The organism is Fluviirhizobium alvei (assembly GCF_030551875.1).
Taxonomy (GTDB): Bacteria; Pseudomonadota; Alphaproteobacteria; order Rhizobiales; family Rhizobiaceae; genus Rhizobium_E; species Rhizobium_E alvei.
Map to the genome: position 1 here is coordinate 145,273 of NZ_JAUOZU010000008.1, position 12,435 is coordinate 157,707.

A 12,435-nucleotide genomic window follows, 5' to 3' on the forward strand; every position below is an offset into this window, starting at 1 on the left:
TTGGCCAAGCTTCCCATTGAAAAGATGCGCGAACTCGAACGCCGTTACGGCGAGGTCGAGGCGCGCATGTCCGAAGGACCGGCGGCGGACGTCTATGTTCGCCTGGCTGCAGAATATGCCGAGTTGCAGCCGGTCGTGACCAAGATACGCGATCTGGCGCGGGCGCAAAGTGATCTCGAAGGCCTGCGCTTGCTTCTGGCCGACAGCACAACCGACAAGGAAATGCGGGATCTGGCCGCGCTTGAGATCCCGGAGCTCGAGGAACGGATCGAAGCGCTGGAGCAGGATATGCTGATCCTGCTGCTGCCAAAGGATGCTGCCGACGAAAAGAGCGCCATTCTGGAAATTCGCGCCGGCACCGGCGGCAACGAAGCTGCCCTGTTCGCTGGCGATCTTTTCCGCATGTATGAGAGGTTTGCCTCCAAGCATGGCTGGAAAGTCGAGATCCTGTCCGAAAGCGAAGGCGAGGCGGGCGGTTACAAGGAAATTGTCGCCAATGTCACCGGACGTGGCGTCTTTTCCAAGCTCAAGTTCGAATCGGGCGTTCATCGGGTCCAGCGCGTGCCGGCAACCGAAGCCTCGGGACGCATTCATACATCGGCTGCCACCGTCGCCGTCCTGCCGGAAGCCGAAGAGATCGACATCGACATCCGCCCCGAGGATATCCGCATTGATACGATGCGCGCTTCCGGCGCCGGCGGGCAGCATGTCAACACAACCGACTCGGCCGTTCGCATCACCCATCTGCCGACCGGGCTGGTTGTCACCTCTTCAGAGAAGAGCCAGCACCAGAACCGCGCCAAGGCAATGGCGGTGTTGCGGGCCCGGCTTTACGACATCGAGCGGCAGAAGGCGGAAAGCTCCCGCTCTGCCGATCGCAGGAGCCAGGTCGGCTCGGGCGACCGGTCCGAGCGCATTCGCACCTATAACTTTCCGCAGGGCCGGCTCACCGATCACCGGATCAATCTGACGCTCTATTCGCTTGATCGCATCATCGAAGGTGAGCTCGATGAGGTGGTCAATGCGCTGATTGCCGACCACCAGGCTGCCGAGCTCGCGCGTCTGGCTGAAGACGGTGCCCTGTGACCAAGACGGTTGGCGCAGTCCTGGTCTCTGTCCGGGATGCTCTTCGCAAGGGCGGCATCGAAGACCCCGCGGCCGAAGCGCGCATTCTCGTTGGTGGATTGCTGGGGCTTGATCGCACCGGGCTTCTGACACGCGACGGTGATTTCCTGTCGGAAGAGGATGAGGAGCGGATCAAAGCTGCGGTCGACCGGCGCCTGCAGGGTGAGCCGCCCCACCGCATTCTCGGTATGCGCAGCTTTTTCGGTCTCGATCTGACGCTCAACCCCCATACGCTCGAACCGCGTCCCGATACCGAGATTCTGGTCGAAACGGTTCTGGACATTCTGGCGGAACGGCGGAAGGAGCCGCTTTCGGTGCTTGATCTTGGTACGGGAACGGGCGCAATCTGCCTTGCTTTGCTGTCTACCCTGCCAGCCGCCCGCGGAACCGGCGTCGATTTGGCGGCAGGAGCGCTCGACGCTGCGCGACGCAATGCCGTTACGAATGGGTTGGGGGACCGTTTCGAGACCGTTGAAAGCAACTGGTTTGACCATGTCTCGGGTCGGTTCGACGTCATCGTCTCCAACCCGCCCTACATTGCCACCGCGATCATCGCGTCTCTCGATCGCGAGGTGCGCGAGCATGATCCGCTTCTTGCTCTCGATGGCGGTCCGGACGGGCTCGATGCCTACCGGATCCTGGCGACAGATGCGGCAGAGCATCTGGCGCCCGGTGGGCTTCTTGCGGTGGAAATCGGTTATGACCAGAATGCTGCGGTCAAAGCGCTTTTTGAGAAAAATGGCTGGATCTTTCGTGTTGAACGCAAGGATTTCGGTGGAAATGACCGTGTTCTTGTCTTCGAGCGCCCAATGGATAAGCAATAGCGGCATTTTTCTTTGCATGTGGCAAGAAAGCTCTTGGAATCCCCAGCAAAGCAGTCTAGTTTCCGAGGCAAGCACCGGGCGACAGACACCGAATTGAGTAGATTCGCGATTAACCTGTCGGGCTTTTTGATTTCTCAAGACAAATCGCCGGTTTTAACAGCCCTGGTGCAGGACTCTGGATTTTTGGATTTGATCCGGGATCAGCGGTGTCCGGCAACGAGTGTGCCGGGATTCGGTGTGTGCCGAAGCCCGGCTCGATGAGGACTCTGGCCGCCGGGTAAGGGATCGGTCGTTTTCGGGTGAATGTTTAATGAGGTCTGGACAACAGAAGCAGCGCAGCCGCGGACGCAGCAGCAACGGCGGTGGCAGCAATCCCAACAACAATAACAATAATAACCAGCGCAAGGGCCAGAATCCGCTTACACGGACCTATGACAGCTCAGGCCCGGACGTGAAGATTCGCGGAACCGCGCAAACCATTGCTGAAAAATACATGGCACTTGCTCGTGATGCCACCAGCTCTGGTGACCGCGTCATGGCAGAGAATTATCTGCAGCATGCCGAACATTACAACCGGATCATTGCCGCTGCACAGGCGATGTATCAGGAGCGTTATCAGCGCGATGATCGCAACGAGCCCAACGATCGCAATGACTACAATGATCGTCAGGATCAGGTCGATCGCGACGAGGACGAACAGGAAACGATCGCTCAGCCAATGGTCGCGCAGATTGCGCCGCAGCCTGAGGTTCCGCAGCCCGTCATCGATTCCTCGACACCGCAGCCGGTGATCGAAGGTACGCCGGTGGAAGTGCAGCTTGAGCAGGAAACTGCGTCTGGCGACGCTGGCGAACAGGGCAAGGCATCGTCGCGTCGCCGCAGTTCCGGCCGGTCGCGTCGTCCGCCGCGCAAATCCGGTGACAGTGCTGAGGCTTCTGTGTCCGAATCTGCAGCGCCTGCCGAAGAGCCGGCTGAATAGGCGCTACGCGATAAGAATGAAAAAACCCTCGAAGCGAAAGTTTCGAGGGTTTTTTATTGGCTTTTATTTCGTTTTCAAGCTCAGGCAGCCAGGGCTTCCTGGTCCTGGAACATCTTTGCAAGATTGAGAAAGCAGATCATGCCGTTCTCGCGAGCAATGATACCTTCCGTGAAGGATTTATCGAACGATGTCGTGATTTCCGGAGCCGGCTGAACTTCGATACTCTTGATCGTGAGAATGTCGGAGACGCGATCGACCAGCATGCCGATGATCATGTTCTTGACTTCGGTGACGACGATGGCGGAACGCTCGTTGGCAGCGGTTCCAGGCATGCCGAGCTTGTAGGCGAGATCGATGATCGGGATCACCGTGCCGCGCAGGTTCATTACCCCGACGACTTCTTTCGGAGAGTGCGGGATTGGGGTGGACGGCGCCCAACCGCGGATCTCACGGATCGTGGTGGTCCGGACGCAGAATTCCTGGTCATGCAAGCGAAACGCGATGATCTCGATCGTATCCGTCTCGAAAATGGCGGTTGAGGTGGGGGCTGTCATCTCAAAACTCTTCCCAGTTGTCGGCGCTCGGCGCTGTTGCAGCATTGCCCCGCGAGACCAATGCCCTTGCAGTGTTCTTCATCAGTTTTGGCGCCGGTGACGCGGCCGGCCGGGATACGCTCTGCATTGCCACCACCGGCTTCTGAACCGCTGCGCCCGTCTTGAAGGTCGCGAGCAAACGATTCAGGCTTTCCGCCTCACTGGCTAGGCCGTGGCTGGCGGCGGTCGATTGTTCGACCATGGCGGCATTCTGCTGGGTGCCCTGATCCATGGTTATCACTGCTTGGTTAATTTCTTTTAAACCGCCGGCCTGTTCACGCGCGCTCTCGACGATGGCAGAGACATTGATATCGATTTCCTGCACCTGAGAGACGATCCGCTCAAGCGAAGTGCCAGTCTTGGCGACGAGCTCGACACCGACTTTCACCTGTTCGGCAGAGGTATTGATCAGCGATTTGATCTGTTTGGCGGCGCCCGCCGAGCGTTGGGCCAGTTCCCGCACTTCCTGCGCGACGACGGCAAAACCCTTGCCAGCTTCGCCGGCTCGTGCCGCTTCAACACCAGCATTCAGAGCCAGCAGATTGGTCTGGAAGGCGATTTCGTCGATCACGCCGATGATATTGGAGATTTCGTGCGAGGATTGTTCGATCGCGCCCATGGCGGATATGGCCGACTTCACGACCATGCCGGATTGTTCGGCGCCATCCTTGGTTCGCGCCACGAGCTGGCCCGCCTCCTCGGCACGGCGGCTTGAATCGGCCACCGTCGTCGTGATCTCTTCCAATGCTGCGGCTGTTTCCTCCACCGAGGCTGCCTGTTGCTCCGTTCTCTTGGAAAGGTCGTCTGAGGCCGTCCGCACCTCGGCAGCACCAGCGGCGATTGCGCGAGCATTTTCCGCAACACTTTGCATGGCGGCGCGCAGCTTGTCGATGGATTCGTTGAAATCGTTCCGGAGTTGCTCGAGATTATCCGGGAACGGGGTCGTGATCCGCTGCTCGAGATTGCCGTGGGCGAGTTCCGTCAGGCCGGTCGCAAGGCTCTTGACGGCCATGACACGCGCGGTGACATCGGTTGCAAATTTGACGACCTTGAAGACGCGGCCCATCGGATCGAAAATCGGATTGTAGCTGGCCTGAATATAGACTTCCTTGCCACCTTTGCCGATGCGCAGAAATTCGTCGGCCTTGAACTGGCCGCTGGCCAGATCTTTCCAGAACTGGCGATATTGCTCCGATGCGATCATTTTCTGATCGCAGAACATCGAGTGATGTTTGCCCACGATTTCAGAGAGCTGATAGCCCATGACATCGAGGAAGTTCTTGTTGGCGGTCTGGATCGTTCCGTCGAGCGAAAATTCGATCACCGCCTGAGCGCGTGAGAGAGCATCGATCTTGCCGGCATCTTCGGCGGACTTCATCTTCTGGGCGGTTATATCGGTGGCGATCTTCACCACCTTAAAAGGCTTGTTGCCTGAAAATACAGGATTATAGGATGCTTCGATCCAGACTTCGCGACCGTCCTTGCCAATGCGCCGATACTGGTTGCGATCGAATTTGCCATCGCGGAGGCGCGCCCAGAATTCGGCATAGCTTGGACTTGCCACGTCTGCGGGATCAACAAAGATCCGGTGATGCTTGCCAATAATCTCCTCGCGCCTGTAACCGAGCGCATTGCAAAAGTTTTCATTCGCATTGAGGATCTGACCGTCCAGATTAAATTCTATTATTGCATTTGATTTATCCAGGGCCGCAATGATAGCGGCGGCATTCTTGTTCCCAGACCACGAAAATGCGACCATTTCAATCCCTCCGGAATTTTTCAATTATCAGGAAATACAAAAGATAAGCTTGTTATTCGCTTCTCTACGCGCCTCAACTCAGGTATGACTTTTTTGAACAAGCTCTGAAGTTCCCCCGAAAGAAACTACTCGATAAAAATACTGCGTTAGTATTAACGAACGGTTTAATAACTTGTCGATCCGGATAAATTGCGAAAATGGAGCTTGAAAATTGAAATATTGCCAGATATCTGCGAAAGTTCGATTTTTGGTTGTCTGGTTTCAGTGTTGAAATGCCAAGTTAAGGTCATGAGGTGAGATCTGCATGCCTCCCCGATCGCCGTCTTCTTTGTCGCGGATGCGCAATTGATACCTGGTGCTTGGATTCAGGTTCGCGTCGCCCCGCAAATCGACAATGCAGACATTTCCTTCGGGCCGACTTTGTTCTAAAGCCTGCGCATGACCTCATTCGTGATCCTGCTCGGTGGCCATTTGAGCCGCACCGACCGACTGATTTCGCAGCTGGATGGAGCCCGTTTCATCGCTGCGGATGGCGGCATTCGTCATGCCGACCTGCTCGGTGTTACACCCGAACTCTGGGTGGGCGATTTCGATTCCGCCGATCAAACTTTGCTCGATCGCTATTCTTCCGTTCCGCGACAGGTCTATCCGGCCGAGAAAGCGCTGACGGATGGCGAGATCGCCATCGAGGCCGCCCGCCGCGAAGCGGGGGCAGATCGGTTGATCCTGGCAGGTGCCATGGGCGGTGCAAGGACCGATCATGGTTTGGCGCATCTGGTTCATGCCTTGAGCCTGGCCCGATCCGGCATGCCGATCTTCTTGACCTCCGGTGACGAAGAGGCTTACCCCCTGCTGCCTGGACTGATGAGCCTCGATTTACCGGATCGCTCGTTGCTCTCGATCATCGGATTTGACGATCTCGAAGGACTGACGATCGAGAATGTCCGCTATCCGCTGACGAACTTCAGCCTGCCTTTCGGATCATCGCGCACCATTTCGAACGTCGCTCGAGGAACCGTTCGGTTCCGTCTTGGATCCGGACGCGCGATCATCCTTGCCAGACCCTATGATTTTTCAGGAGTGTGACCTTGGCACCGCCCATTCTCAAACTCGACGATATCCATCTGAGCTTCGGCGGTACGCCGCTTCTTGCAGGCGCCGGCCTGCAGGTGGAGCCGGGTGATCGCATCTGTCTCGTCGGACGCAACGGCTCCGGCAAATCGACGCTGATGAAGATTGCCGCCGGACTTGCCGAAGCGCAGTCGGGCGAAGTGTTCCGGCATCCGTCTTCCACCTTGCGCTATCTGCCGCAAGCGCCGGATTTCGACGGATTCCAGACCGTCGAGGCCTATGCTGCAGCCGGCCTTGGCCCGTCGGATGATCCCTATCGGGTCACCTATCTGCTGGAACATCTCGGGCTCGATGGCTCCGCCGATCCTTCGACGCTTTCGGGTGGCGAAGCGCGGCGTGCCGCACTTGCTAAGGTCATGGCACCGGAGCCCGATATCCTGATGCTGGACGAGCCGACCAACCATCTCGATCTGCCGACGATCGAATGGCTCGAAGGCGAACTTGTGCGCTCCAAGAGCGCGCTTATCGTCATTTCGCACGATCGCCGTTTTCTTGAAAAAGTGTCGACGGCCACAGTCTGGCTTGATCGTGGCTTCTCTCGTAGACTTGATCGCGGGTTCGGCGAGTTTGAGGCCTGGCGCGATCGCGTGCTGGAAGAAGAGGAACTGGAGCAGCACAAGCTTGGCAAGGCGATCGAGCGCGAGGAACATTGGCTGCGCTATGGCGTTACCGCCCGACGCAAGCGCAATATGCGCCGGCTGGGTGAGTTGCAGGACATGCGGCAGCGCCATCGCGGTCACCGGGGAGCGCTTGGTTCGGCGCAGGCAACCGTTGCCGAAGCGCGAGAATCCGGCAAGCTCGTGGTCGAGGCGGACAAGATCACCAAGACCTTTGGTGACCGCGCGATCGTGGCGCCCTTCACCATGCGCATCCATCGCGGTGACCGGATCGGTCTTGTCGGGCCGAACGGTGCGGGCAAAACGACCCTGCTGAAAATGCTGACCGGCCAACTGGAGCCGGATAGCGGTACGATCAAGCTCGGCACCAAGCTCGAAATCGCAACCCTTGATCAGCGGCGCGAAGACCTCGATCTTGATGACACGCTTGCCCATTATCTGACCGATGGCCGCGGCGAGAACCTGCTTGTCGATGGGGTGCAGCGACATGTCACCGGCTATATGAAAGAGTTCCTATTCCAGCCCGAGCAGGCAAGAACACCAATCCGCGACCTGTCGGGCGGCGAGCGCGCTCGGCTGATGCTGGCGCGCATCCTAGCGCGTCCCTCCAATCTGCTCATCCTCGACGAGCCGACCAACGATCTCGATATCGAGACGCTCGATCTCTTGCAGGAAATCGTCGCCTCCTACAAAGGCACCGTCATTCTCGTCAGCCATGACCGCGATTTTCTCGATCGCACCGTGACCTCGACGATCGCACCGGCCAATCCCGATGCGCCGGATGGGCGCTGGATCGAATATGCCGGCGGCTACAGTGATATGCTGGCCCAGCGCAAGGGCGAGGCGGTCGAGGAACGGCGTCGCAGCGAGAGCCGCGAAAAGCCTGCAGAACGAAACAATAGCGCAGGTGAGGCGAGCAAGGGTAAAGGAAAGCTATCCTACAAACAGAAATTCGCCATTGAAAACCTACCGAAGGAAATGGCCGCGAAAGAAGCGGAAATCGCTGTAATCGAAAAGCGGATGGCTGATCCCGCGTTTTTCACCAAAGACCCGGACGGCTTCTCCAAGGCTGCCGCCAAGCTCGAATCGCTGCGCGCCGATCTTGGCCGCATGGAAGAGGAATGGCTGGAACTCGAAATGCTGCGGGAAGAACTGGAAGGCTAAAGACAAGCCGGTTCGGCCATTGCGCCCGCGTTTGTCCTCGAGCGCCGGTTAAGCCGGCATCGCGATCAGAGGCAAGGCCGCATTCCGGAATGATCGGGTTTCTCTCTTCTCGACGTTGGCGTTTGCAGCGGAAGGACAGCCCGTCAACGCGTCAGAAACCGCTTGGCGAACGGTCGGTCATTCTGTATGGAAAAACCGAGGGTCCCGTAGCTCAGCAGGATAGAGCACCAGATTCCTAATCTGGGGGCCACTGGTTCGAATCCAGTCGGGATCACCATTTTTCGTTTGCGAATAGTCTTCAATAAAGCCGTGCCGGCACCGTCTTACGCTGGATCGGACGACTTGGTCGCGCGTCAAGAACGGCGAGCAGGGCGCCGGAATCGGTGAGGACATGGACCTTGATTGCGGTTGCAGCGTCATCCCGGGCGAGGCGGTCAGCGACCATCTGGCCATAGTAAAGCGCCGAGCCTTCGTCGAAATAGTCGATACCGTCTTCATCGACGACGCGTTCATCTTCCATCACGAGATCGAAGAAATAGTGCCGCATTCCGGAAGCCCCCACATTCGGCCCCCGCCCATGGGTGCCAATCTGGGGTGATTAAAGCATGCGCTCTTCGAACCGGCGCTGAACCGGCTGTTCAGCTGCCGTTCACCTGAAAAATACGGTCCGCGACCCTCATTGAAACGCAAAAGGCGGGATCGCCCCGCCTCCGCTTTTGGCTCTGGTTCTGGAAGTTTACGCTGCCTTGTGCGAATAGACCTGGCCCGGTTCGCGAATGGTCTTGCGACGATTGAGCTTGAAACGCTGGACGAGCTGGGAAAGTTCTTCCGAACCTTCGGTCAAGCGATGGCTGATGGCATTGGTCTCTTCCGCCATAGCTGCATTCTGCTGGGTCATCTGGTCGATGCTCTGCACGGCGCGGGTGATCTCGAGCAGCCCGGTCGATTGCTCGCGTGCAGAAGTCGCAATGGCATCTACATTCGCATCGATCGTCAGGATGAAGTTTTCGATGCTGGCCAGGGCTGTGCCGGTTTGTCCAACGAGCGTAACACCGGTGGCGACTTCCTCACCCGATTTGACGATCAGGCTCTTGATGTCCTTTGCGGCATTGGCGGAACGTTGCGCGAGCTCGCGAACCTCCTGGGCGACGACAGCAAAACCCTTGCCGGCCTCTCCGGCTCGCGCCGCCTCAACACCGGCATTAAGGGCCAGAAGATTGGTCTGGAAAGCGATTTCATCGATGACGTTGATGATCTGGCTGATTTCGCCAGAAGCGCGCTCGATCCGCTCCATTGCCGAAATGGCTTCCCGGGTCACCTTGCCCGAGGATTGGGCATTCTCGCGGGCATCCTGAACGAGCTTGCGGGTTTCCTGCGTGCGTTTGGAGGAGTTCGAGACCGTTGTTGTCACCTGCTCCAGCGCTGCCGCAGTCTGTTCGAGCGCTGCGGCCTGCTGTTCGGTCCGCTTGGCCATATTGTCTGCAGCCTCCCGCATCTCCAGGCCATCGGCCCGAAGGCGAGCCGTGCTCTCGAGAACCTGTTCGAGTGCGGATTGGAAAGCGGCAATCGAATTGTTGAAGTCGTGCCGCATGCGTTCGAAATCCTCGGCAAAAGGCTCGTCGATCGTCATGCGAATGTTGCAATCCGCCAGACGTTGCAGACCTGCGCCAAGCTGTGCCACCACGATTGCAAGGTTGTCGGCCTGACGGGCGCGTTCCGCTTCGTTCTGGCTGCGTTCGTTGTCCAGTTCTTCCCTCTGGCGGGCTGAGATGCCCAGGCGCTCCTGGACGCGCACGCTGACGGAATCGCGCAGCATTTCGAGCCGTCTGGCAATATCGCCCAGTTCATCGCCGCGGGCCGTGCCGGGAATGGGGGCCGTAAAATCCTCTTCGGCGATGCGGCGCATGGCCTGACCGAGAGCCGCGAGCGGACGCGTGACGCTACGAATGATGCCGAAGGCGAAGATGAGCATCAGCAGAATGCCGCTCGCCACAATGGCGGTTTCCTTGAATGCGATATCGGCAAATCGCGCATCGATATCGTCGATATAGACGCCGTTACCGATGACCCAGCCCCAGGGTGCAAAAAGGGTGACATGGGAGAGCTTCGGGCTAGAACCTTTTTCACCAGGTTTTGGCCATTGATATTCGACGAAGCCCTTGCCGCTGGCCTTTGCCACGCTGACGAATTCGACAAAGATCTGCTTGCCATCCGGATCCTTCATGTCAGTCAGATCCTTGCCATTCAGCTCCGGCTTCATCGGATGCATGATCATTTTATGATCGAGATCGTTGATCCAGACATAGCCACTGTCTGCATATCGAACCGACTTGATGGCCTCAATGGCACGCGCCTGGGCATCCGCTCGGCTCAAGGCGCCGTTCTGTTCTAGTTCGTAAAAATGTGCGGCGATTGCGGCGGCAGAATCATCGACAGCGCTGAGCTGGCTCTTACGTTCGGCGATCATTTCCGATTTCGTTGCGTCCAAACTTACCAACAGTGTACCGGCGAGGATGATCAGCGCAAGGCCGACAAGACCATAAAGCCGGAAGGAGATTTTCAGTTTTTGCACGACAGACCCATGATGTAGCAGGAGGGAGCCGGTTGCGGCTTTGGGGAGGGCGACGAATATTCGTCAAGGTTTTTATAAAATTAGAAAATTAATGAAAAATGTAAGCAACTGGTTTCCTATGACTTTTGTCGCTTCCGTTTGGCGGCCATGCGGTCGCACGGCATTGTTTGTGCCCATTGATCCCGTCAGCCAAGTGGATACACTGGCGATGATGAACGCTGTGTCGTCATACTTTTTGATAAGTTGATAATTTTCATTCTTTTGCAGCGGAACCAGATGGTGTAGGCCTCCGGCCAACAAGAAAAACGGAGTTCCCATGTCCAATTCTGTGTCCGCCGGCGCGTCTGCCGGTCGCCCCTCCAATTCGCGTGCACGCGTCATTCTTGCCAGCCTGGTTGGTACGACGATCGAGTTTTACGATTTTTACGTCTACGCAACCGCCGCTGTTCTGGTGTTCCCGCACTTGTTCTTTCCCAAGGGTAATGAGACGACGGCACTGCTGGCATCTTTTGCAATCTTCGGCGCGGCCATGGTGGCCCGTCCGCTCGGCGCGATCGTCTTCGGGCATCTGGGTGACCGAAAGGGCCGCAAGGCAACACTGGTCGGCGCCTTGCTGACCATGGGGATTGCCACCTTTCTGATCGGTGCCTTGCCAACCTATCCCATGGTTGGCTGGCTTGCCCCCCTGCTTCTGGTGATCCTGCGTCTGGCACAGGGCTTCGCGCTCGGCGGCGAATGGTCGGGTGCGGCTCTCGTCGCAACAGAGAATGCGCCGGAGGGCAAGCGTGCCGTCTATGGCACGTTCCCCCAGCTTGGCGCTCCGATCGGCTTCATCATTGCCAACGGTCTCTTTCTGATCATCGCTGCCCTGATGCCATCGGGTGATCCGTCGATGCCGTCCGAAGCCTTCCTCAGCTGGGGATGGCGCATTCCGTTCCTGTTTTCTGCAGTGATGGTGGTCGTCGGTCTCTGGGTGCGGCTGAATCTCGTCGAGAGCGCAGCTTTCGAAAAGACGGTTACGCAGGGCAAGGTCCAGAGACTGCCGCTCGCAACCGTTTTCCGAACCCATTGGAAGCAGCTGCTGCTCGGCACGTTCTATATGCTGGCAACCTATGTTCTGTTCTATCTGATGACGACCTTCTCGCTTTCCTATGGGCGAGCGGCGATCGATGCACCGGTTGCCGGTCTGGGTTACGACTACCGGACATTCGTGCTGATGATGATTGGCGGCGTGGTCTTCTTCGGCATCTTCACCTACCTCTCCGGTCCCTGGGCGGATAGCTGGGGTCGACGCAAGACGCTGCTCTGGGTCACCGCCGGCATTGCACTTTTTGGTCTGGCCTGGGTGCCGCTGCTCTCGCTCGGCACAGTCGGCGTCATGGCCTGGCTGGTGATCGGCTTTGCATTGATGGGCATGACCTTCGGGCCGATGGGTGCGCTGTTGCCGGAACTGTTTCCGGCTGCGCTTCGCTACACCGGTTCCGGCATTTCCTACAATGTCTCCTCGATCCTCGGCGCCGCTGTCGCCCCCTTCATCGCGGTCGCTCTCTGGAGCTATGGCGGCGGCAGCCCCTTCTATGTCGGCGTCTATCTCACAGTGATGGCGCTGATCACGTTTCTGGCCCTGCTTTTGGGTGAAGAAACCCAGCATATCGATATCGAAGCATGACA

Annotated in this window: 10 protein-coding genes and 1 tRNA gene; 7 read left to right on the plus strand and 4 right to left on the minus strand. The window is 57.9% G+C overall.

What is annotated here, in order from left to right; all coding sequences use genetic code 11:
• The 3 genes from prfA (at nucleotide 1) to Q4481_RS12605 (ending at nucleotide 2,928) form a co-directional block, all read left to right on the plus strand.
• Nucleotides 1-1,086, plus strand: coding sequence for a peptide chain release factor 1 (gene prfA / locus Q4481_RS12595; protein ID WP_304376728.1), 1,086 nt, complete (start codon nucleotides 1-3; stop codon nucleotides 1,084-1,086).
• Entirely contained in the window at nucleotides 1,083-1,949 is an 867-nt protein-coding gene (gene prmC, locus Q4481_RS12600) for a peptide chain release factor N(5)-glutamine methyltransferase (protein ID WP_304376729.1), read from the plus strand. Before prfA ends, prmC begins: the two co-directional genes overlap by 4 nt.
• 310 nt (nucleotides 1,950-2,259) lie before the next feature.
• Complete coding sequence (locus Q4481_RS12605) at nucleotides 2,260-2,928, plus strand: DUF4167 domain-containing protein (RefSeq protein WP_304376730.1); 669 nt, start codon at nucleotides 2,260-2,262, stop codon at nucleotides 2,926-2,928.
• Between the two features lie 80 nt (nucleotides 2,929-3,008).
• On the opposite strand, the gene Q4481_RS12610 is transcribed toward Q4481_RS12605, so the two are convergent.
• A complete protein-coding gene (locus Q4481_RS12610) occupies nucleotides 3,009-3,482 on the minus strand; it encodes a chemotaxis protein CheW (protein ID WP_304376731.1) in 474 nt (157 codons plus the stop codon).
• A 1-nt stretch (nucleotide 3,483) separates the two neighbouring features.
• A complete protein-coding gene (locus tag Q4481_RS12615) occupies nucleotides 3,484-5,280 on the minus strand; it encodes a methyl-accepting chemotaxis protein (RefSeq protein ID WP_304376732.1) in 1,797 nt (598 codons plus the stop codon).
• A 438-nt stretch (nucleotides 5,281-5,718) separates the two neighbouring features.
• Here Q4481_RS12615 and Q4481_RS12620 point away from each other — a divergent pair, with 438 nt between their 5' ends.
• The 3 genes from Q4481_RS12620 (at nucleotide 5,719) to Q4481_RS12630 (ending at nucleotide 8,469) form a co-directional block, all read left to right on the plus strand.
• Nucleotides 5,719-6,366, plus strand: coding sequence for a thiamine diphosphokinase (locus Q4481_RS12620; RefSeq protein WP_304376733.1), 648 nt, complete (start codon nucleotides 5,719-5,721; stop codon nucleotides 6,364-6,366).
• Nucleotides 6,367-6,368: 2 nt separating this feature from the next.
• Nucleotides 6,369-8,192, plus strand: a complete 1,824-nt coding sequence (locus tag Q4481_RS12625; RefSeq protein WP_304376734.1) for an ABC-F family ATP-binding cassette domain-containing protein — start codon at nucleotides 6,369-6,371, stop codon at nucleotides 8,190-8,192.
• A gap of 200 nt (nucleotides 8,193-8,392) precedes the next feature.
• A tRNA-Arg gene (locus Q4481_RS12630) sits at nucleotides 8,393-8,469 on the plus strand.
• A 21-nt stretch (nucleotides 8,470-8,490) separates the two neighbouring features.
• Here the strand turns inward: Q4481_RS12630 and Q4481_RS12635 are convergent.
• Together Q4481_RS12635 and Q4481_RS12640 are read right to left on the minus strand one after the other, a co-directional pair.
• Nucleotides 8,491-8,739, minus strand: coding sequence for a hypothetical protein (locus Q4481_RS12635; protein ID WP_304376735.1), 249 nt, complete (start codon nucleotides 8,737-8,739; stop codon nucleotides 8,491-8,493).
• Nucleotides 8,740-8,928: 189 nt separating this feature from the next.
• Nucleotides 8,929-10,764: a methyl-accepting chemotaxis protein gene (locus Q4481_RS12640; RefSeq protein ID WP_304376736.1), complete on the minus strand. Its 1,836-nt coding sequence runs from the start codon at nucleotides 10,762-10,764 to the stop codon at nucleotides 8,929-8,931.
• 316 nt (nucleotides 10,765-11,080) lie between these two features.
• Between Q4481_RS12640 and Q4481_RS12645 the strand changes: the two genes are divergently transcribed.
• On the plus strand, nucleotides 11,081-12,433 hold the full coding sequence (locus Q4481_RS12645; RefSeq protein ID WP_304376737.1) for an MFS transporter: 1,353 nt from the start codon (nucleotides 11,081-11,083) through the stop codon (nucleotides 12,431-12,433).
• Nucleotides 12,434-12,435: the final 2 nt, after the last annotated feature.